This window comes from Herbaspirillum sp. B65, from assembly GCF_000333555.1.
Lineage (GTDB): Bacteria > Pseudomonadota > Gammaproteobacteria > Burkholderiales > Burkholderiaceae_D > Herbaspirillum > Herbaspirillum rubrisubalbicans.
Genome location: NZ_BADI01000953.1, coordinates 24,495 through 45,824, shown reverse-complemented (window position 1 = coordinate 45,824; position 21,330 = coordinate 24,495). Strand labels below are relative to the sequence as shown.

Genomic DNA, 21,330 nt, shown 5'->3' with positions numbered 1-21,330 from the left:
GGCGGGGTGACGGTAGACCTGTCACAGATGAACCAGGTACTGGCCGTCAATGCCGAAGACCTGACCGCGACCGTCCAGGCCGGCGTCACCCGCAAGCAACTGAACCAGGAAATCAAGGACACGGGCCTGTTCTTCCCCATCGACCCCGGTGCCGATGCCTCGCTGGGCGGCATGGCCTCGACCCGCGCCTCGGGCACCAATGCCGTGCGCTACGGCACGATGAAGGAAAACACCCTGACCCTGACAGTCGTGACTGCACAGGGCGAGATCATCAAGACCGGCACCCGTGCCAAGAAGTCCTCGGCCGGCTATGACCTGACCCGTGTGTATGTGGGCAGCGAAGGCACGCTGGGCATCATCACCGAAGTGACGGTGCGCCTGTATCCGCAGCCGGAAGCCATCTCGGCCGCCATCTGCTCCTTCCCCAGCGTGGCCGATGCGGTCAATACCGTGATCCAGACCATCCAGATGGGCGTGCCGCTGGCGCGCGTGGAACTGCTCGATGAAAACGGCGTGCGCGCCATCAATGCCCACGACAAGCTGAGCCTGCCGGTCAATCCGCTGCTGCTGTTCGAATTCCACGGCAGCGACAACGGCGTCAAGGAACAGGCCGAGCTGGTGCAGGATATCGCCCATGAAAACCATGCGTGCGGCTTTGAATGGGCCACCCGGCCCGAAGACCGCAGCCGCCTGTGGACCGCCCGTCACAACGCTTACTTCGCGCTGCTGCAATTGCGTCCCGGTGCGCGCGCCATTTCCACCGACTGCTGCGTCCCGATCTCGCGCCTGGCCGAATGCGTGCTGGCCACCAAGGCCGATTGCGAAGAGCAGGGCCTGACCCACGCCATCATCGGCCACGTCGGCGACGGCAACTTCCACGTGCAGATGATGGTGGACCCCAACGACCCGGCCGACATCGCCCGCGCCGAAGGCGTCAACGCTCGCATGGTGGCGCGCGCCATCGGCATGGATGGCACCTGCACCGGCGAGCATGGGGTGGGGCTGCACAAGATGGATTTCCTGGTCCAGGAGCATGGCGAGGGCGCCATTGCCGTCATGCGCGCCATCAAACATGCGCTCGATCCCAAGAACATCATGAACCCCGGCAAGATCCTGCGCTGGGAGCAGTGATTCCGATGCGCCAGGCTGGCCAGGTGCAAGGACTTAGTTTTTCGGTTTCGCCATGTTAGTTTTCATCAGTTTTGCTTGAACACGCAGCAGGAATCCACCACCCATGGCTACCCGCCTACCTCCCGTCCATGCCCTGTCCGCCTTCGAGGCGGCGGCCCGTCACAACTCTTTTGCGGTTGCCGCCGAGGAGCTGTGCATCACGCCCTCGGCGCTGTCGCACCGCATCCGCCTGCTGGAAGACTTCGTCGGTGAGCGCTTGTTTTATCGCGATGGTCGTTCCATCGGTCTATCCGAATTCGGTCGCCGCTACCTCGATGTGGTGCGCTCGGCCTTGCGCACGCTGACCGACTTCCCGATGCCGCATCGCAATGCCGCCATGCAACCCAAGATCAAGGTGATGCTGCCACCGACCTTTGCGCGCTACCTGCTCATGCCGCGCATTGCCGACTTCACCCAGCGCCACCCGGAGATCGTGGTGGAGCTCTACCTGTCGGTGCCGCTGTACGACCTGTCGCTCTCGGAGAGCGATGTCGAAATCCGCTTCGGTGCCGGCAACTATCCCAACATCATCACCGAGAAGCTGTTCGAGGAGCCGGCCTTCGCCGTCGCCAGCCCCGGCTATCTCAAGACGCTGCCGCCGCTGAAGACCCCCACCGACCTGCAGCACGCCACGCTGCTGCGCTCGGCACTGGAACCCTGGCAGCCCTGGTTCGAGGCGGCGGGGCTCAAGGAATGGGTGGAACCCTCCTCGGGCCTGCGGGTGGATGACCTGGGTTTGCTGCTGGAGGCGGTGCGCCATGGCTATGGCATCGGTTTGACGCGCCAGCATTTCGCCGAAGAACTGCTGGCCCGCGGTGAGATCGTGGAACTGTTCGACGTGCGCCTGCGCACTCCGCCGCACGCCTACTACGTGGTCTACGAGCGCGCCGTGCGCGAACGCCCCGAGGTAGATACCTTCATCAACTGGATGCAGAACGCTTTCCGCAACCTCTGAAAGCGCCAGGGCACGGCCTTGTCCACGGCCGCCCTGAAAATAATTCACTGCGGCCGGCAATTCTTTTCAGTCGGGCGGGTAGCTACAGCGTGCCGTCCATGCGGGCAAAATTCGGTACACTTGTCGGATCGAACAAGCCCGCCCCCAGCGGGCCCACAACAAACGAGACAGCGTGAGCCGTGCCAGCGGACGCCAAGAGGGACGTCCACACCCCACACGCCTGCCTAGCTTACCGCCGAGGTCCAGCATGAATGCTCCCGCCCAACCGTCCTTCGCGCCGGCGCGCCAGCGCGAAGTCGTCGATGCCCTGCGCCGGGTCGTCCCCGCGCACTGCGTGCTGTTCGACGAGGAAGACACCCGCCCCTACGAATGCGATGGCTTGGCCGCCTACCGCCAGTTGCCCATGGTGGTGGTACTGCCAGAGACCGAGGCCCAGGTAGTGGCCATCCTGCGGACCTGCCATGCCCTGCAGGTGCAGATCGTGCCGCGTGGCGCCGGCACGGGTCTGTCCGGTGGCGCCATGCCCATTGCCGATGGCGTGGTGCTGTCCACCGCCAAGTTCAACCAGATCCTCAAGATGGACAAGTATTCGCGCACCGCCGTGGTCCAGCCCGGCGTGCGCAACCTGGCCATCTCTGAAGCCGCCGCCCCGCATGGCCTGTATTACGCACCGGACCCGTCATCCCAGATCGCCTGCACCATCGGCGGCAACGTGGCCGAGAATTCGGGCGGCGTGCACTGCCTCAAATATGGCCTGACGGTACATAACGTCTTGCGCGTGCGTATGGTCACCATCGAAGGCGACGTGGTGGAACTGGGCAGCGGCGCCCTGGATGCACCGGGCCTGGACCTGCTGGCGGTGTTCATCGGTTCCGAAGGCATGTTGGGCGTGGTCACCGAAGTGACCGTCAAGCTGGTGCCCAAGCCGCAGGCCGCACGCGTGATCATGGCTTCGTTCGATGACGTGGTAAAGGGCGGCAATGCGGTGGCCAATGTGATTGCGGCCGGCATCATTCCGGCCGGTCTTGAGATGATGGACAAGACCAGCTCGCGCATGGTGGAGCCCTTCGTCAAGGCCGGCTACGACATCGACGCCGAAGCCATCCTGCTGTGCGAATCCGATGGCACCGCCGAGGAAGTGGAAGAGGAAATCGGCCGCATGACCGACGTGCTCAATGCCAGCGGCGCCACCGCCATTGCCTGCTCGCAGTCGGAGGCCGAGCGCCTGCGCTTCTGGTCCGGCCGCAAGAACGCCTTCCCGGCGGCGGGCCGCATCTCGCCCGACTACTACTGCATGGATGGCACCATCCCGCGCAAGCAACTGGCCCAAGTGCTGTTGGGCATCGCCGAGATGGAAAAGAAATACGGCCTGCGCTGCGCCAACGTGTTCCATGCCGGCGATGGCAACCTGCACCCGCTGATCCTGTTCGATGCCAACCTGGCCGACGAATTCCACCGCGCCGAACTGTTCGGCGCCGAGATCCTGGAGTTGTGCGTGGAAGTGGGGGGCACCATCACCGGCGAACACGGCGTGGGCATCGAGAAGATCAATTCCATGTGCGTACAGTTTTCGCCGGCCGAGCGCGAGAGTTTCTTCAAGTTGAAGCGCGCCTTCGATCCCCCCTTCCTGCTCAACCCCGACAAGGCCATTCCTACCCTGCATCGCTGTGCCGAGTACGGCAAGATGCACGTGCAGCGCGGCCAACTGCGCTTCCCCGACCTGCCGAGATTCTGACCATGCAAGAGCAAGCTCAACAAGCGCAACAAGACCTGGAGGCCGTGCTGGTCTCGTTCCGTGAACGCATCCTGGCAGGCCGTCCCTTGCAGATTCGCGGCGGCGGCACCAAGGATTGGTATGGCCAGACGCCATCGGGCGAAGTGCTCGACACGCGGGCCTACCGCGGCATCGTCGATTACGAACCGACCGAACTGGTCATCACCGCGCGCTGCGGCACGCCACTCTCCGAGATCGATGCCGCCTTGGCCGAGCACAACCAGATGCTGGCCTGGGAGCCGCCGCGCTTCGGTGGCGCCGCCACCGTGGGCGGTATGCTGGCCGCCGGCCTGTCCGGCCCGGCGCGCGCCAGTGCTGGCGCGGTACGCGACTTCGTGCTGGGTGCGGTATTGATGGATGCCCAGGGCGAGCAATTGCATTTCGGTGGCCAGGTGATGAAGAACGTCGCCGGCTATGACATCGCGCGCCTGTTGGCCGGCTCGATGGGCACGCTGGGACTGATCCTGCAGGTGTCGCTGAAGGTCTTGCCGCGGCCCTTTTCCAGCAGCACCCGGGTCTTCGAGATCAACCAGGAAGGCGCACTGCGGCTGTTGAACCAGAGTGCTGGCCAGCCGCTGCCGCTGGTGGCCAGCGCCTGGCTCGACAATGTGCTCACGATCCGTTTGGCCGGCGCCCAGGCGGCCGTTGATTCAGCCATCGCAAAGTTGGGCGGCACTGAGTTAATTCATTCTGAAGATGTCTGGACCGACCTGCGTGAGCAGACGCATCCCTTCTTCGCTGATCCGCAGGCACCGCTGTGGCGCTTGTCCGTTCCTTCGGTGGCGCCGCCCATCGACCTGCCGGGCCGGCAACTGATCGAGTGGGGCGGGGCCCAGCGCTGGCTGCGCCCGGACAGCCGGCTCGATGCGGTCAGCATCCGCGCTGCGGCGCTGGCCGTGGGCGGCCATGCCAGCCTGCATCGCGGTGGCGACAAGGCCATCGGGGTGTTCCATCCGCTGCAACCGGCGGTGGAAAAGATCCACCGCAACTTGAAGCAGCAATTCGACCCGCGCGGCATCTTCAATCCCGGCCGCCTGTACGCCAGCCTGTAAGCGCTTTCCTTAGCCAGCGACCACTCATGCAGACCTACTTAGCCGATTTCATCCGCAACACCCAGGCCGGCCAGGAAGCCGACAGCATTCTGCGCTCCTGCGTGCATTGCGGCTTCTGTACCGCCACCTGTCCGACCTACCAACTTCTGGGCGATGAACTGGACGGCCCGCGTGGCCGCATCTATCTCATCAAGCAGGTGCTCGAAGGCAAGCCTGCCACCGCGGCCACGCAATCGCACCTGGACCGCTGCCTGACCTGCCGCAATTGCGAATCGACCTGCCCCTCCGGTGTGCAGTATGGCCGCCTGGTGGATATCGGTCGCAAGGTGGTGGAGCAGCAGGTGCCTCGGCCCTTGGGCCAGCGCCTCATGCGTACCGCCTTGAAGGAACTGGTGCCGCGCAAGTGGATCTTCCGCCCGGCAATGAAGGCTGGCCAACTGGTGCGCCCGCTCTTGCCCAAGCTGTTGCAGAACAAGGTGCCACCGCCGCAGCAGGCCGGTGCCTGGCCCACGCGTAGCCATGCGCGCCAGATGCTGTACCTGGAAGGTTGCGTGCAACCCGCCATGTCGCCCAACATCAACAGCGCCACTGCCCGCGTACTGGATGCGCTGGGCGTGCAATTGTTCGCGCCCCCCAAGGCCGGTTGCTGCGGCGCCATCCGCTATCACATGAATGACCAGGACGGCGGACTGGACGACATGCGGCGCAACATCGATGCCTGGTGGCCCTACATCGAAGGCCGCGATGGCATTCGCGCCGATACCATCGTCATGAACGCCTCCGGTTGCGGCGCCACCGTCAAGGAATACGGCCACCTGTTGCAACATGACCCGGCCTATGCCGAGAAGGCCCGTCGCATTTCGCGCATGACGCGCGACATCAGCGAAATCCTGTCCGAGTTCGAGCAAGAACTGAAACACCAGCTCAAGCACTTCAACGGCAAGCGCGTGGCCTACCATCCGCCCTGCACGCTGCAACACGGCCAGCAGATCCGTGGCAAGGTCGAGGGCATCCTGCGCGCGGCCGGGGTGGATGTGCAGCTGTGCGCCGACAGCCACCTGTGCTGCGGCTCGGCCGGCACCTATTCGATCCTGCAACCGGAACTCTCTTACCGCCTGCGCGACAACAAGATCAACAAGCTGCAAGCCACCGACCCGGACATGATCGTCACCGGCAATATCGGTTGCGTCACTCATCTGCAATCCGGCACCGATACCCCGGTGCGGCACTGGATAGAGTTGCTGGACTCGGCCTTGCAGCAAACCTGATCCATGATCCTGCATGGACGATGACATCGCAGGCCCGCCTGCGATGTCATCGTGCTGTCAGATCGCCACCTTAAACTTCCGCCTCGACCAAACCAACCGGTGCGGCCAGGCCAAGCGCGCAATGCCTTGTATTGCCTGGCTGTCCACATGAGAGCCAGGATCATGGGCGGCCATTCCCGACGCGATTTTCTAAGATTTTCTGCCACCCTGGCGGGGGCGGCGAGCGCCACTGCGATGTTGCCGGCCTCCATTCGCAAGGCCATGGCGATCGCTCCGCAGGGGCGCACCGGCAGCATCGAGGATGTCGAGCATATCGTGGTCTTCATGCAGGAGAACCGTTCCTTCGACCACTACCTCGGGCATCTGTCGGGCGTGCGCGGCTACAATGACCGCTTCCCGGTGACCCTGCCCAATGGCCGCCCGGTGTGGTTCCAGCCGCGCCAGGAGGATGCCTCTGCACTGATCGCGCCGTTCCGTTACGACACCACCGATCCCGCCATGAACGCGCAGTGCGTCGGTAGTCTCTCGCATACCTGGGCCACCACGCATGGTGCGCTCAATGCTGGCCGTGCCGACCAGTGGGCGCAGCAGAAGAGCAATATGTGCATGGGCTACCACGTGCGTGAAGATATTCCCTTCCATTACGCCCTGGCCGATGCCTTTACCGTCTGCGACCAGTATTTCTGTTCCATCCCCGGCAATACCCACCCCAACCGCATGTACCTGATGACCGGCATGGTCGATCCGCTGGGCACAGGCGGTGGGCCGCTGCTGGACAATACCGATTACATCGACAACCAGTTCAGCGACGTCAAGCTGCCGCCCTTCACCTGGACCACCTATCCCGAACGCCTGGAGCGGGCCGGCATTTCCTGGCAGGTGTATCAGCAGGGGACCGACTTCGACAAGTTCAGCGGCAACTACGGTACCAACATGCTGGCCAGCTTCGAGAACTTCGTCCACGCCCCCATCGGTTCTTCCCTGTATGAGCGCGGCATGAGCACGCGCACGGTCGCGCAACTGAAGGCCGATGTGGAGCAGGGCGCCTTGCCGCAAGTATCCTGGCTGCTGCCGCCGGCGGTGTATTCGGAACACCCGGATTACACGCCGCTGTATGGCGCCAGCTACTTATCTGACATCTTGGATGCGCTCACCGCCAATCCCGAGGTGTGGAGCAAGACGGTGCTGTTCGTGATGTATGACGAAAACGATGGCTTCTTCGATCACATCGTGCCGCCCCAGGCGCCGACCTTGCCCGGCTCGGGCAAGAGCACGGTCGATATCGCCCTGGAGCGCCATGTGTACGTCACCCCGCGCCAGCAGGATCAGTTCAGCGCCGACCAGTTGCCCTATGGCCTGGGGCCGCGGGTGCCGATGTTCGTGGTCTCGCCCTGGTCGCGCGGCGGGCGCGTCAATTCGCAGGTCTTCGATCACACCTCGGTACTGCAATTCATCGAGCGCCGCTTCGGTGTGAAGGAACCGAATATCTCACCCTGGCGCCGCGCGGTCTGTGGCGATCTGAGTTCGACACTGGACTTCACCCGGCGCGACGCCTCGCCGCCGCGCCTGCCCGACACCCGCCACTATGTGGCCGATGCCGACCAGCAATGCCGGCGCCCGGTGGCCATCAGCGCCCCGGCCTTGGATGCGGCGCTGAGCATCACGCCCCAGGAGCCGGGTCTGCGCCCGGCCTGTGCCTTGCCCTATGCGCTGCATGTGACCGGCTGGCTCGATGCGCAAGGCTATACCCTGACGCTGGACAATGTCGGCACCCAAGGCGCGCATTTCTGGGTCTATACCGATGCCCAAGGCGCTCATGCTGCCGCTGCCGCCCCGCGTGGCTACACCGTGGAAGCCGGCAAGCAATTGCGCGACCGGTGGGCGCTTTCAGCCGAAGGCCACTACCACCTCAGCGTCTGGGGACCGAACGGTTATTTCCGCCGCTTCGTGGGGCAGGTTGCCGCGGGCAGCTTTGCAGAGCCGGACCTGCGCACCCATTACGATGCCGCCGCCGGCGTGCTCACGGTGACCTTGCTCAACCCTGGCACCATGCCCTTGACGGCCACCGTCAGCGACCTGGCCTATGGCCAGCCGGCGCGCACCGTGCAGGTATTGCCGGGGCAGAGCGTGAGCAGTCGCTGGGCGCTGGCCGCCAGCCATCACTGGTACGACCTGCAATGGCGCATCGCCGAAGCGCCGCACTGGCTGCGCCGCCTGGCCGGCCATCTGGAAACCGGCCACCCCAGCATGAGCGACCCGGCCGCCACGGCACCGGTGACCACAGCGATCTGAGCGCTCCCTCATGCCTTGAGGCACTGACAAGATGCTGACAATGATGTTGGCAGAATAGCCATATTCCGCCTCCTGTGGACGGTTTGCTGCATTTTGGGGCAGTTTTGAGCGCTGCGGCTTGACGGCGGGGGGCATAAGTCAATAAGCTTCGTCCTTTTTTCGCACGACGGGAAAAAACGGTCAGAGTTTCTCATCAGAAACTGAACTTTCCTGACCATCCAAGAGCACTGGCGCCCCTGTCACCGCACCGGCCGGCGTCAACCGCGAGCCTTACATCATCGTCCTCTCATCGGTGCCTGGTGCCGGTGGCGAGCGAGGGCAGGAGAACACATGAAAAAACGCATCCCACAAGCCGCCTACATCTTTGCAGCCATGCTGCTGGGCATCCTGGTCGGTTATCTCATTTTCAGCCACTACGACAAGGGTGAAGCCAAGGAACTGGCCGGCTATATCTCGATCGCTTCCGACCTGTTTCTGCGCCTGATCAAGATGGTCATCGCGCCGCTGGTGTTCTCGACCCTGGTGGTGGGCATCGCCCACATGGGGGACGCCAAGTCGGTGGGCCGTATCTTCGGCAAGTCGCTGGCCTGGTTCTTCATCGCCTCGCTGGTGTCGCTGGCGCTGGGCATGATCATGGCCAACCTGCTGCAACCGGGTGCCGGCGTGGCGCTGCCTGCGCCGGACGCGGCCGCTGCGGGACTGGCCACCAGCAAGTTCACGGTCAAGGAATTCTTCAACCACCTGGTGCCCAAGTCCATCGTGGAAGCCATGGCGCAGAATGAAATCCTGCAGGTGGTGGTGTTTTCCATGTTCTTCGGCATCGCCCTGGCGGCCCTGGGTGAGCGTGGCAAGCATCTGCTGGTGGTCATTGATGACCTCTCGCACACCATGTTGAAGATCACCGTCTATGTCATGAAGTTTGCCCCGGTGGCCGTGTTTGCGGCCATGGCCGCGACCGTGGCCGTCAATGGCCTGGACATCCTGGTCAGCTTCGCGGTCTTCATGCGCGACTTCTACTTCTCGCTGGTGCTGCTGTGGGTGCTGCTGATCGCGGTGGGTTTCGTGTTCCTGAAAAAGCGCATCTTCCACCTGCTTGCCCTGATCAAGGAAGCCTTCCTGCTGGCCTTTGCCACCGCCAGCTCGGAGGCGGCCTATCCCAAGCTGCTCGATGCGCTGGACCGCTTTGGCGTCAAGCGCAAGATTTCCAGCTTCGTCATGCCGATGGGGTACTCCTTCAACCTCGACGGTTCGATGATCTATTGCACCTTCGCCACGCTGTTCATCGCCCAGGCCTATGGCATCCACATGCCCATCTCCACCCAGATCACCATGATGCTGGTGCTGATGCTGACCTCCAAGGGCATCGCCGGCGTGCCGCGGGCCTCGCTGGTGGTGATTGCGGCCACCCTGCACCAGTTCAACATCCCGGAAGCGGGTCTGTTGGTGATCCTGGGCATCGATACCTTCCTCGACATGGGCCGTTCGGCCACCAACGCGGTGGGTAACTCGATTGCCTCGGCCGTGGTGGCCAAGTGGGAAGGTGGCTTGATGACCGAAGAGGAAGCGGCCCGCGCCGAAGTCGAGATCGAGCACGAGGCTGAAGCCAAGCTGCATACCGAAGCCTGATCCCGCACTGACCTCGCCAAGCGATGAATGCCGTCCAGCCAGCCGCTGGACGGCATTTTGTTTTTCCGGGATCGCAACGTATCCGGCTCGCTGTCGATGAGCCGATGTGTCAGAGCCGGTATTGGCCCTGTTCTTCCAGCAGCGCCTTGATCTGCTTCTTGACGATCTTGCCGTAGCCCGACTTGGGCATCGTCTCCCAATAGACGAAGCGGCGCGGCCACTTGTACTTGCCGATGCGCGTTTCCAGGTGCGCCAGCAAGGCTTGCTCATCGACCTGCTGGCCAGGCTTGCAGACGATCACCGCCAGCCCGCTCTCGCCCCACTTGGGATCGGGCACGCCCAGCACCGCCACTTCCGAGACGGCGGGGTGGGTCAGCAAGGCTTCCTCGATCTCGCGCGGATAGACGTTTGAACCTCCAGAGATGTACATGTCAGAGGAGCGCCCCGTGATATAGAGAAAGCCTTCCTCATCCACGTGACCCAGGTCGCCGGTATGGAACCAGTCATGCTTGAAAGCCTTGGCATTGGCCTCGGGATTGTTGTGGTACCCATGAACACAGCCGGGCCGCGCACGCAGATTTCACCGGTCTGGCGCGGCGGCAGCGACTGGCCATCGTCGTCGAGGATGGCGATCTGCATCCCGGTGCGGGGGATGCCGCAAGTCCCCACCCGCGCCTGCGGATGGGCGTCGTCCTCGAAGTGCATGTAGGTCGGCAGGAAGGTAATGTTGCCGGTCACTTCGCCCAGGCCGTAATACTGCACCAGCACCCGCCCCAGCTTCTTGAGCGCATAGACCTGATCGGCGCGATACATGGGCGCGCCGGCATAGATGACGTGCTTCAGGGAGGCGTGATCGTAGCGATCCACCGAGGCATCCTCGACCAGGAGCTTGACGATGGTCGGCACGGTGAAGAGGTTATCGACCCGGTATTTCTCCACCAGTTGCCAGGCTTCTTCCACCACCAGCCGCTCCGACGAGAGCAGGATGCTGGCCGCGCCGCGCGCGGTATTGACCAGCGCATGGACACCGGCGCCATGCGACAGGGGCGCCACCACCAGCGAGCGCGATTGATGGTTCAGACCCGGCATCAGGTCGGCCAGGTGATTGGTGACCACGAAGGCCATCTGCCCATGCGAGAGCACGCCCGCCTTGGGGTGGCCGGTGGTGCCGGAGGTGTAGAAGAACCACAGCGGGTCTTGGTGATCGACTTCGGCTTCTGCGAAGGGGAGGCCATCGCCTTCCGCGAGCAGCGCCTGGTAATCCAGTTCATCCGGTCGGGCCTCGGCCAGGGCGATCACATGTTGCAGCGTCGGCGAGGCAGCCCTGACCGCATCCACATAGTGCGCAAAGCCACGGTCATAGAGCATGATGCAGGCGCCGCTGGACTGGCCCAGATAGGCCGCCTCGGGCGGGGTGATGCGGAAATTGGTCGGCACCCAGACCACGCCCATCTTGAAGGCGGCCCAGGCACTCTCGAAGATCTGCTGGTTGTTGCGCGAATGGACCAGCATCTTGTCGCCCTTCTTCACGCCGCGGCGGGTGAGGGCATGGGCCAGGGCATCGACGCGGGCGTTGATCTCTTGCCAGCAGATGATCCGGTCGCTGCCATCGGCGTGGCCCTGCGCCAGGATCAGTCCCGGCTCCTGCGGAAAACGGCGCGCCACGTCCGACAACAGGCGGCCCAGGTTCATCACTTTGCTTAACATCGTCTCACTCGTTGTTCTGATAGGAATGGATGGACTTGCCGCGTTCTGTTTTTTGGCGCGTGGCTTCATCTTTCGCGCCGCCTGCCAACGAGCAGACGGCGCGGTAAGGCCGTTTCTATCCTTTTAGTTCACACGCTCCAGAATGCTCACATAGTTGGCCACCGCCGCGCCCCCCATGTTGAACACACCGGCATAACGCGCATTGGCGATCTGCATGTCGCCCGCATCGTGGGCCGCCTGCATGGCCGCCATTACGTGCATGGACACGCCGGTAGCACCCACCGGATGGCCCTTGGACTTGAGACCGCCAGACGGGTTGACCGGCAGCTTGCCATCCTTGGCGGTGATGCCCTCGGCGATCACGCGCGCGCCCTGGCCGTGCGGGGCCAGGCCCATGGCTTCGTATTCCAGCAGCTCGGCCACGGTGAAGCAGTCATGGGTTTCCACCAGCGACAGATCATCCAGGCTCAGGCTGGCTTGGCCCAGCGCCTTCTTCCAGGCCAGCTCGGCCGCTTCGAACCGGGTCGGGTCGCGCCGCGACAGCGGCAGGAAATCATTGACGTGCACCGCTGCGCGGAACTGCACCGCACGCGGCATCGAGCGCGCCACATCGGCAGCGCTGATGACCAAGGCCGCCGCGCCATCGGAGATGAGCGAGCAATCGGTACGCTTGAGCGGGCCGGCCACGAAGGGATTCTTGTCGGATACGGTGCGGCAGAACTCGAAACCGAAATCCTTGCGCATGTGGGCGTAAGGGTTGGCCATGCCATTCTTGTGGTTCTTGGCCGCGATCATGGCCAGCGCATCGGACTGGTCGCCAAAGCGCTCGAAGTAGCTCTGCGCGATCTTGCCGAACACGCCCGCAAAGCCGCCCGGAATGCCGGCTTCTTCCTTGGCATAGCAAGCCTTGAGCAAGACTTCGCCCACCTGCGCGGTGGCCAGTTCGGTCATCTTTTCAAAGCCGATCACCAGCACGTGCTTGGCGTGCCCGGCCTGGATCGCCTGCAGGCCGGAATGGATCGCCGCCGAGCCGGTGGCACAGGCATTTTCCAGCCGCGTGGCGGGTTTGAAGCGCAGTTGCGGCAGCGTGTTCATGACCAGTGAAGAAGGAAAATCCTGGTACAGGAAGCCGGCATTGAAGGTGCCGAAGTGGACCGAATCGATGTCTTCCGGTGGCAGCCCGGCGTGCTCGATGGCGGCCTTGGCCACCTGGCCGATCAGCACTTCGGGATCGATGCCGTCGAGCTTGCCGAATTGGGAATGATGCCAGCCGGTGATGCAGGGTGAGGATGCAGAAGCAATCATGGTGAGTCCTTGTAAGAGGATAGGGGGAGCGCGCTGGTGGGCGCGACCTGGCTCCGGTTCATGCAAGGGCAGGATGCAAATTCGATGCCACGCGCAGCTCGCTTGCCGTGGCGGCATCTTGCCCCGCTCCTGGGGCCGGCGCACAGCAGCGCCACGGCCGAGCGGATGAAGATAGCACGGACTTTACGTTAACGTAAATCATGCTGCCGCAAGCGCCGGTTGTTGCCAGTTGTTGCCAGTGGGCAGCAGTGACAGGTGTCGCTGCGGCGACACTGCGGCGACAGTAGATGCGACAGCTGTCGCAGGAGCAGGCAGGAGCAGGCAGGAGCATTAAGCGCAAATAAATGCCCGATGTGATGGCTGCGCTCTTGTACTGCGCCGCCCTTATCGCCGAGAATACAAGCGCAATGCCGATAACGATGAGCAACATGGCATCCAAATTGCTCTATCGCGGCATAGGCAGTGTTGACGACCGGTACAGGGCGCTGCACGCCAGATCCGTGGCACCCAAGGTAGCGGACGTCGGCAGAGGTAAAACTAGACAGATAAATCGACAAACAGGAGACAACACAGATGGACCATTCCACTGGCAAATTCACGCGCCGTCATTTTCTGAAAACCGCTTCGCTCGCTTCTGCGGCTGCCGCCACGGGCCTGTCCAGCAATGCCGCCCACGCCGCCGAGTTCAGCTTCAAGTACGCCAACAATCTGCCGGTCACCCACCCGATGAATGCGCGCGCCAAGGAAATGGCCGCGGCCATCGCCGAGCAATCCAAGGGCCGCATCGAGTTGCAGCTCTACCCCAACAACCAGTTGGGCACCGATACCGACATGCTCTCGCAGGTGCGGGCCGGCGCCATCGATTTCTTCACGCTCTCGCCGCTGATCCTGGGTACGCTGGTGCCGTCGGCGCAGATTTCCGGCATCGGCTTCGCCTTCAAGGATTACAGCCAGGTGTGGCCGGCCATGGATGGCGAACTGGGCGCGCACGTGCGCAAGCAGATCGAAGCCAAGTCCACCCTGTTCGCCTTCGAGAAGATCTGGGACAACGGCTATCGCCAGATCACCAACAGCACCCGTCCCATCAAGACCGCCGACGACCTCAAGGGCATGAAGCTGCGGGTGCCGCCCAGCCCCCTGTGGACCTCGATGTTCAAAGCCTTCGATGCAGCCCCGACCTCGATCAACTTCGCCGAGGTCTATTCAGCCCTGCAGACCAAGATCGTGGAAGGACAGGAAAACCCCATGGCCATCATCTCCACGGCCAAGCTCTACGAAGTGCAGAAGTACTGCTCCATCACCAATCACATGTGGGATGGCTTCTGGTTCCTGGGCAACAAGAAGTCCTTCGAACGCCTGCCCAGGACTTGCAGGAACTGATGGCGCGCATCATCAACGAAGCCGGCATGAACCAGCGCGCCGATGTGCGCAAGCTCAACGATTCGCTGGTCGATGAAATGAAGGGCAAGGGGCTGGTCTTCAACAATGCCGACGCCGACTCCTTCCGCGCCAAGCTGCGCACGGCCGGGTTCTACGCCGAGTGGAAAAAGAAGTTCGGTGACGAACCCTGGGCACTGCTGGAAAAATACACCGGCAAGCTGGCCTGAACGGCTGACCCGTGAGGGTCAGGTGGCGAGCGGCCAGGTAATGGCTGCCTCGCCCGTCGGCCCTGACTTCAATTTCGCTGGAGCTTGATGATGGAAGCTGCAATGACTTATCGCGCCCCGGCCAGGCTGCATCCGGCTGCGCGCGCGCTGGTCGGTTTGAATCGCCTGGTCATGCAGGTGGTGGGGGCGGTGGCCGCCGGCTTGGTGCTGGCCGAGACCGTGGTGCTGCTGACCGGTGTGATCTATCGCTACGCTCTGCATGATCCGTTGGTGTGGTCGGATGAACTGGCCTCGATGCTCTTCATCTGGCTCTCCATGCTGGGCGCGGTGCTGGCCCTGGATCGCGGCGAGCACATGCGGCTCACCGCCATCATCAACAAGTGCTCCGAGCAGGGCCGCATCTGGCTGGAGACGGTGGCCGCGCTGGTGGTCTGCATCTTCGTATTGATGGTGATCCATCCGGCCATCGATCACGCGGTGGAACAGATGCCCATCACCACCCCGGCCCTGGAAATCCCCGATGGCCTGCGCGCTGCGGCCTTGCCGGTGGGTGCCATCCTGATGCTGCTGGCGGCGCTCTCGCGCATGGCCGCCATGACCACGCTGCGCCTGCTGCTCTCGGCGCTGGCGGTGGTGGCCGTGATTGGCGCGGCACTGTGGCTGGCCAAGCCGATGCTGCTGGCCATGGGCAACTACAATCTGATCGTCTTCTTCGTGCTGTTGATCGGCGTGTGCGTGGCCGCTGGCATCCCGATTGCCTTCGCCTTCGGCACCGCCACCATGGCCTATCTCGCATTGGCCACCACGGCCCCGCTGATGATCGTGGTCAGCCGCATGGATGAGGGCATGTCCAGCCTGATCCTGTTGTCGGTGCCGCTGTTCGTGCTGCTGGGCTCGCTGTTGGAACAGTCGGGCCTGGCCAAGACCCTGATCGATTTCATGGCAGCGCTGCTGGGCCACGTGCGCGGCGGTCTGCAATACGTATTGCTGGGGGCGATGTTTCTGGTCTCCGGTATTTCCGGTTCCAAGGCCGCCGACATGGCCGCCATCGCCCCGGCCTTGTTCCCGGAGATGAAAAAGCGCGGTTCCCAGCCCGAAGAACTGGTAGCGCTGCTCTCGTCGTCGGGCGCCATGACCGAGACCATCCCACCCAGCCTGGTGTTGATCACCATCGGCGCCGTGTGCAGCGTGTCGATCACGGCGCTCTTTATCGGTGGCCTGATGCCGGCCGCCATTGCCACCCTGGCCATTGCGATGGTGTGCTGGAGGCGTGCCCGGCGCGAACCGATGCCCGTAGTCAAGCGCGCCCCTGTCTCTTTGATCCTCAAGACCCTGATCGCTGCCATTCCCGCATTGGCGCTACCCATGCTGATCCGCGTGGCGGTCATCGAAGGCGTGGCCACGGCCACCGAAGTGGCCACCATCGGCGTGGCCTATACGGTGGTGGTGGGACTGGTCATGCACCTGTTCATGCGGCACCTGGATTTCAAACGTCTTTATCCCATGCTCATCGAGGCAGCGGCCTTGTCGGGCGCCATCCTGCTCATCATCGGCATGGCCACCGCCATGGCCTGGGCACTGACGCAGTCGGGGTTCTCGGCCAAGCTGGTGGCGATCATGCAGGGCGTGCCGGGCGGTGCTGCCGGTTTCCTGCTCATTACCATCGTCATCTTCATCGTGCTGGGCAGCCTGCTGGAAGGCATTCCCGCCATCGTGCTGTTCGGGCCACTGCTGTTCCCGGTGGCCCGTTCGCTGGGCGTGCATGACGTGCACTATGCGATGGTGGTGATCCTGGCCATGGGCATCGGCCTGTTTGCACCCCCCTTTGGCGTGGGCTTCTATGCCGCCTGCGCCATCGGCAAGGTCTCGCCGGACGGCGTCTTCAACCGGGTCTGGGGCTATCTGGCCGCGCTGGTGGTGGCGCTGTTGGTGGTGGCCTTCCTGCCCTGGATTTCCATCGGCTTCCTCTGATCGTCTCACCAGTCACGCCAGCGATCGGGGATTTTCCATGATTGACCTGCCAACGACGAATTAAAAACGGCGGCCTCTTTTTTCTTTCCTGCCGGGGCCGCCAACACTCACGGAGACAATATGAATCAACATGATAGCGGCGCCCGCGTGGCGCTCGTGACGGGCGGAGCCATGGGTATTGGCGCCAGCATTTCCCAACAACTGGCCGCACGCGGACACACCGTGCTGGTGGCCGACATCAACCTGGACGCCGCTGCCAGCACTGCGCAGGCGCTGGTCGCAGCGGGCCATCGTGCTGCACCCGTGAAGATGGACCTGGGCAGTGCGGACTCGATTGCCTCGGCCTTCGCCGACATCGAAAAAGACTATGGTCGCTGCGATGTCCTGGTCAACAATGCCGGCGTGGCGCGCACCTATTGCTTCCTCGACTATCCGCTGGAGAACTGGCTGCTGACCATGAATGTCAATGTCACCGGCGTCATGCTGGCCGGCCAGCACGCGGCGCGGCTGATGGTGAAACAGCGCTGGGGCCGCATCGTCAATATCTCTTCCATCTCGGGCTTGCGCGCCGGTGCCGGACGTACTGCCTATGGCACCTCCAAGGCCGCCGTCATTGCCTTGACGCGCCAGATGGCCATCGAGTTGGCGCAGCACGGCATCACCGTCAACAGTGTCGCCCCCGGCCCGGTGGAAACCCAGATGACGCAGGCCATGCATTCCGAGCAGACCCGCGAGAGCTACTACCGCCTGGTGCCCATGCATCGCTATGGCACCACCGATGAGATCGCCTCGGCGGTGTGCTATCTGGCCGCCGAAGAATCGTCCTACATCACCGGTCATGTGCTGCCGGTCGATGGCGGCTTCATGGCCGGTGGCGTGTTGGATATCTGATATCTGACCTGGAATCCGATCAGGAGAAGCGCATGGACAAGCTGATGCAAGATCGCGCCATCATCGTCACCGGCGCCGGCTCGGTGGGCGAGGGCTGGGGCAATGGCAAGGCCGCCGCCGTACTGTATGCGCGCCAGGGTGGCCGGGTGCTGGCGGTGGATCGCAGCATCCAGGCCGCTCTGGAAACGCAGGACATCATCCGCCGTGAAGGTGGCGTCTGCGAGGTACTGGCGGTCGACGTCTCGCGCAGTGATGAGGTCAAGGCCATGGCCGAGGCGGCCATGGATCACTTCGGCCGGGTCGACGTCTTGCACAACAACGTCGGCATCGCCGAGCTCGGCGGGGCGGTCGAAACCAGCGAGGAGAGCTGGAACCGCCTGGTGGCGGTGAACCAGACCAGTCTGTTCCTGACGCACAAGCATGTGCTGCCCATCATGGAGCGACAGAGGAAGGGCGCCATCGTGAATATCTCCTCGGTGGCGGCGCTGCGCTGGATCGGTTTTCCCTATCTCGGCTACAGCGCCACCAAGGCGGCGATCCTGGCCTTCACCAAGAACGTGGCGATGCAGTACGCCGCCATGGGCATCCGCGCCAATTGCGTGCTGCCGGGCATGATGGATACGCCGATGATCCGCGAACCGTTGAAGGCGGCCTACGGCGGCGATATCGAGCAGATGTGCGCCCAGCGCGATGCGCAATGTCCGATGGGTTTCATGGGGGATGCCTGGGATGTGGCTCATGCGTCGCTGTTCCTGGCTTCCGATCATGCGCGTTACATCACGGGGCTGGACATGATCGTCGATGGCGGCTTGTCGCTGCGCTGTGCAGGATGAAATTGCGGTGTTGAGCAGTGTTTGTTGATCGCGGCCAGGCGGGCGTGGAAGCCGACCTGCTGCGGTTTGATGACCCGGGCGAACAACTGTCCGCCCGGGCCTTTTTTTCTTGCCTTGATGGGCCGCTAGCTTCGCTGTTGAACCAGCTGTTGAATCAGCTGTTCAAGCTCAGACCTCCATCGCAAGTGATGATATGCCCGTTGATGAAAGTATCGGAAATCAGCAAAGTGATGGCCTGTGCAACGTCCTGCGACCGGCCCACACGTCCCACAGGTGTCTTGGCGGCATAGTCGGCAAAGACTGGCCCCTTCTGTTCATCCGTCAGAAAATCCCACCAGGGCGTGTCAATGACGCCAGGAGACACGCCATTGACGCGCAGAGGACGCAGTTCCGCAGCCAGAATGGGGACCAGTGCCGCCACCGCTGCATTGGCAGCGCCGATCCCGGCTGTCCCTGGTATGGCTGCACCCGCGGTGATGGCCGATATGAAGGTGATGCTGCCGTCCTTGCGCAACGAGGGAAGTGCTGCCTGCGCCGTCGCAAAGTGAGGGAAGACTTTTTCCTCGAACCCTTGCCGCACGTCATCGATACTGACAGACGCAAACGGCCCGGCGCCTTTGCTGCTGCCCAGCGCCAGGACGAGATGATCGAATGCACCAATGCCTGCAAATGCATCCGCCAGGCGGTTCGTCTCTGCAGCGTCAAGAACCATGGTGGCGAGATCGCCACCCAATTCTTTTTTCGCCACTTCCAGTCGTTGCCTGCTGCGGCCTGTGATGGTGACTTGATGGCCAAGCTCAAGAAGTTGGCGCGCAGTTGCAAAACCGATACCCGATGATCCGCCGACGATGACGGTATGTTGTCGTGACATGGATTTTTCCTTTTCCATTGATTGAAAGCGCAATGCGTGATTGCGGTGGATGGAACAGCTGATAGCGGCTCACCTCCTCTGAAATTGATGGCGTTGACGGCATTGTTCTCCTATCTGGACGCGACAAACAGTTCTCCAGCTATCATGGTATTGATACTGCTATGATTGGGTATGACCGATCTTCTCTCCAGCCTTGAAATTCGTCGTCGCGAGTTCGGCGACTTCCTGCGCTCCCGCCGCGAAAGGCTCACGCCGGCCAGTGTCGGGCTGGCCGAAGGATTGCGCCGGCGAACGCCTGGGCTGCGGCGGGAGGAGGTTGCATTGCTGGCGGGTGTGGGAACGACCTGGTACACCTGGCTCGAACAGGGACGTGATGTGCATCCCTCGGCGGAAGTGATAGCGGCGCTCGCCGATGCCCTCAAGCTGGATCTGGCCGAACGCCGACATCTTTTTACTCTGGGCAACAGGCTGCCACCGGAATCTATCCCGACTGGCCCGGAAGTGGTCGAGCAGCCGTTACGGCGCATGTTGGATAGTCTTACAGGACAGCCGGCCTATGTGCTGGGCCGTCGCTGGGATGTACTGGCCTGGAATGGCGCGGCCAAAGCGCTTTTTGGTGACTACGGCAGCTTGCAGGGCGATGAGCGCAATATCATGCACATGGTCTTCGCCAACAAGAGACATCGCCGCTTGTTGGTCGATTGGGAAACGCTCGCGCCGGCATCGTTGGCCATGTTTCGTGCCGACAGTGCCCGTTATGCCGGCGATCCCGATTTCCAGCGACTGATTGCCACACTGATGAAGGCCAGCCCCGAATTCCGAAATTGGTGGCCTCAGCATGATGTGCTGCGTCCTTTTGCCGGACATAAACGCATCAAGCATCCGGTGGCTGGACGCATGAATTTCGAGTACACCAGTCTGGCGGTTTCCGAACAGCAGGACATGAAACTCATCGTCTACACGCCACTGGACGAGGACCGGACGGCGACGAAATTGCAAGGCTTGATTCAGGCCTTGGCGAGATGAAGAAAGACGATGTGTTTTGTTCGACCGGATCGCTGATTTACCGAGTCCATCGCTTCAAGTGTCCGCTCCGGCATTGACCGGCTGCATCCTTCGCCAAACCTCCACCGCCGTCTGCGCAAAAGTACCAATGCACGGGTTGGTATTGTCCTTGTTCCAGACCACTGCCACCTCCACCATCGGCGCGCCAATCAGCGGCTTGAACACCGTGCTCTCCAGGTGCATGGCCTGCATCGAGGTCGGTACCAGGGCCACGCCCAGGCCTTCGCCGACCAGGTTGACGATGGTCTGCTGCAGGTTGGTTTCCAGCACGATGCGCGGGCGGAAGCCATGTAATTGACAGTGTTGCAGGATGAGGTCGAACACCACCGGGGCAATCGCACGCGGGATGCTGATGAAGGCATCCTCGGCCAGTTCGGCGGCCGAGATGGCGGGCTTGCCAGCCAGCCGATGTTCGCGTGGCAGCACCGCCAGCAAGGGTTCGGCGTAGATGGTGTGGCTGTCGAGGCGACGGCAATCCTCCGGGCGATACAGGATGCCCACGTCGACCTTCTCATCTTCCAGATCGGTGGCCAGCAGATTGGGCAGGTATTCGCTCATGCGCAGGTCCACGTCCGGGTAGGCCGCCGAGTAGTGGCGCGTGAGCGCGGGCAGGATGTTGTAGGCCGAGGACATCATGAAGCCCACCTTCAAGGCGCCAAGCTTGCCGCTGCTGGAAGCGGCCACGTTGCGTTTGGCCCGCTCCAGGGCCTTGAAGATTTCTGTGCTGTCGCGATAGAAATGTTTGCCCGCTGCGGTGAGCTGGATGGCGCGTTTGCTGCGGTCGAACAATTGCGCGCCCAGCTCTTTCTCCAGCGCCGCAATCTGCCGTGTGAGGGGCGGTTGCGAGATGTGCAGCAGCGCCGCAGCACGCCCGAAATGCAGGGTTTCTGCTACGGTGCGGAAATAGAGCAGATGTCTCAATTCGATCATTTGATACCTTCAA

The 21,330-nt window shown here is 62.7% G+C and carries 14 protein-coding genes and 2 pseudogenes; 12 read left to right on the top strand and 4 right to left on the bottom strand.

Features of this window, described 5'->3' with window-relative positions; all coding sequences use genetic code 11:
* The 7 genes from I5W_RS22505 to I5W_RS22475 form a co-directional block, all read left to right on the top strand.
* The coding region (locus I5W_RS22505) for an FAD-binding oxidoreductase (protein WP_044530922.1) at positions 1-1,131 on the top strand (1,131 nt) is incomplete at its 5' end.
* A gap of 103 nt (positions 1,132-1,234) precedes the next feature.
* Positions 1,235-2,125, top strand: a complete 891-nt coding sequence (locus I5W_RS22500) for a LysR substrate-binding domain-containing protein (RefSeq protein WP_017452402.1) — start codon at positions 1,235-1,237, stop codon at positions 2,123-2,125.
* A gap of 247 nt (positions 2,126-2,372) precedes the next feature.
* Positions 2,373-3,860, top strand: a complete 1,488-nt coding sequence (locus I5W_RS22495) for an FAD-linked oxidase C-terminal domain-containing protein (RefSeq protein WP_044530918.1) — start codon at positions 2,373-2,375, stop codon at positions 3,858-3,860.
* Positions 3,861-3,862: 2 nt separating this feature from the next.
* Positions 3,863-4,951: a glycolate oxidase subunit GlcE gene (glcE, locus tag I5W_RS22490; protein WP_044530917.1), complete on the top strand. Its 1,089-nt coding sequence runs from the start codon at positions 3,863-3,865 to the stop codon at positions 4,949-4,951.
* 26 nt (positions 4,952-4,977) lie between these two features.
* Positions 4,978-6,219, top strand: a complete 1,242-nt coding sequence (gene glcF / locus I5W_RS22485) for a glycolate oxidase subunit GlcF (RefSeq protein WP_044530916.1) — start codon at positions 4,978-4,980, stop codon at positions 6,217-6,219.
* 162 nt (positions 6,220-6,381) lie between these two features.
* The gene (locus I5W_RS22480; RefSeq protein ID WP_044530915.1) at positions 6,382-8,511 is read left to right on the top strand and encodes a phosphocholine-specific phospholipase C; all 2,130 of its coding nucleotides are present in this window, start codon (positions 6,382-6,384) and stop codon (positions 8,509-8,511) included.
* 330 nt (positions 8,512-8,841) lie between these two features.
* Complete coding sequence (locus I5W_RS22475) at positions 8,842-10,137, top strand: dicarboxylate/amino acid:cation symporter (RefSeq protein ID WP_044530914.1); 1,296 nt, start codon at positions 8,842-8,844, stop codon at positions 10,135-10,137.
* Between the two features lie 109 nt (positions 10,138-10,246).
* Here the strand turns inward: I5W_RS22475 and I5W_RS22470 are convergent.
* A pseudogene (locus I5W_RS22470) lies at positions 10,247-11,844 on the bottom strand (acyl-CoA synthetase).
* A 123-nt stretch (positions 11,845-11,967) separates the two neighbouring features.
* Positions 11,968-13,149, bottom strand: a complete 1,182-nt coding sequence (locus I5W_RS22465; protein ID WP_044530913.1) for an acetyl-CoA acetyltransferase — start codon at positions 13,147-13,149, stop codon at positions 11,968-11,970.
* A 573-nt stretch (positions 13,150-13,722) separates the two neighbouring features.
* On the opposite strand from I5W_RS22465, the pseudogene I5W_RS22460 reads away from it, so the two are divergent.
* From I5W_RS22460 to I5W_RS22445, 4 genes and pseudogenes are all read left to right on the top strand, one after another.
* A pseudogene (locus I5W_RS22460) lies at positions 13,723-14,756 on the top strand (TRAP transporter substrate-binding protein).
* 87 nt (positions 14,757-14,843) lie between these two features.
* The gene (locus tag I5W_RS22455) at positions 14,844-16,727 is read left to right on the top strand and encodes a TRAP transporter large permease (protein WP_044530912.1); all 1,884 of its coding nucleotides are present in this window, start codon (positions 14,844-14,846) and stop codon (positions 16,725-16,727) included.
* A 120-nt stretch (positions 16,728-16,847) separates the two neighbouring features.
* A complete protein-coding gene (locus I5W_RS22450; protein WP_044530911.1) occupies positions 16,848-17,618 on the top strand; it encodes an SDR family NAD(P)-dependent oxidoreductase in 771 nt (256 codons plus the stop codon).
* Between the two features lie 32 nt (positions 17,619-17,650).
* Positions 17,651-18,451: an SDR family NAD(P)-dependent oxidoreductase gene (locus I5W_RS22445; protein WP_017452391.1), complete on the top strand. Its 801-nt coding sequence runs from the start codon at positions 17,651-17,653 to the stop codon at positions 18,449-18,451.
* 154 nt (positions 18,452-18,605) lie between these two features.
* On the opposite strand, the gene I5W_RS22440 is transcribed toward I5W_RS22445, so the two are convergent.
* Positions 18,606-19,322, bottom strand: a complete 717-nt coding sequence (locus I5W_RS22440) for an SDR family oxidoreductase (RefSeq protein ID WP_044530910.1) — start codon at positions 19,320-19,322, stop codon at positions 18,606-18,608.
* 171 nt (positions 19,323-19,493) lie between these two features.
* On the opposite strand from I5W_RS22440, the gene I5W_RS22435 reads away from it, so the two are divergent.
* Positions 19,494-20,348 carry a helix-turn-helix transcriptional regulator gene (locus I5W_RS22435; protein ID WP_044530909.1) on the top strand — a complete coding sequence of 285 codons (855 nt, stop codon included), beginning with the start codon at positions 19,494-19,496 and terminating at the stop codon, positions 20,346-20,348.
* 54 nt (positions 20,349-20,402) lie between these two features.
* Here the strand turns inward: I5W_RS22435 and I5W_RS22430 are convergent, their stop codons facing one another.
* Entirely contained in the window at positions 20,403-21,317 is a 915-nt protein-coding gene (locus tag I5W_RS22430) for a LysR family transcriptional regulator (protein ID WP_044530908.1), read from the bottom strand.
* Positions 21,318-21,330 lie beyond the last annotated feature (13 nt).

What these genes read in the sequence shown, in the direction of transcription:
- I5W_RS22500 (WP_017452402.1), top strand. Translation starts at nt 1,235, where the DNA reads ATGGCTACCCGCCTACCTCCCGTCCATGCCCTGTCCGCCTTCGAGGCG.
- I5W_RS22495 (WP_044530918.1), top strand. Translation starts at nt 2,373, where the DNA reads ATGAATGCTCCCGCCCAACCGTCCTTCGCGCCGGCGCGCCAGCGCGAA.
- glcE (WP_044530917.1), top strand. Translation starts at nt 3,863, where the DNA reads ATGCAAGAGCAAGCTCAACAAGCGCAACAAGACCTGGAGGCCGTGCTG.
- glcF (WP_044530916.1), top strand. Translation starts at nt 4,978, where the DNA reads ATGCAGACCTACTTAGCCGATTTCATCCGCAACACCCAGGCCGGCCAG.
- I5W_RS22480 (WP_044530915.1), top strand. Translation starts at nt 6,382, where the DNA reads ATGGGCGGCCATTCCCGACGCGATTTTCTAAGATTTTCTGCCACCCTG.
- I5W_RS22475 (WP_044530914.1), top strand. Translation starts at nt 8,842, where the DNA reads ATGAAAAAACGCATCCCACAAGCCGCCTACATCTTTGCAGCCATGCTG.
- I5W_RS22465 (WP_044530913.1), bottom strand. Translation starts at nt 13,149, where the DNA reads ATGATTGCTTCTGCATCCTCACCCTGCATCACCGGCTGGCATCATTCC.
- I5W_RS22455 (WP_044530912.1), top strand. Translation starts at nt 14,844, where the DNA reads ATGATGGAAGCTGCAATGACTTATCGCGCCCCGGCCAGGCTGCATCCG.
- I5W_RS22450 (WP_044530911.1), top strand. Translation starts at nt 16,848, where the DNA reads ATGAATCAACATGATAGCGGCGCCCGCGTGGCGCTCGTGACGGGCGGA.
- I5W_RS22445 (WP_017452391.1), top strand. Translation starts at nt 17,651, where the DNA reads ATGGACAAGCTGATGCAAGATCGCGCCATCATCGTCACCGGCGCCGGC.
- I5W_RS22440 (WP_044530910.1), bottom strand. Translation starts at nt 19,322, where the DNA reads ATGTCACGACAACATACCGTCATCGTCGGCGGATCATCGGGTATCGGT.
- I5W_RS22435 (WP_044530909.1), top strand. Translation starts at nt 19,494, where the DNA reads ATGACCGATCTTCTCTCCAGCCTTGAAATTCGTCGTCGCGAGTTCGGC.
- I5W_RS22430 (WP_044530908.1), bottom strand. Translation starts at nt 21,317, where the DNA reads ATGATCGAATTGAGACATCTGCTCTATTTCCGCACCGTAGCAGAAACC.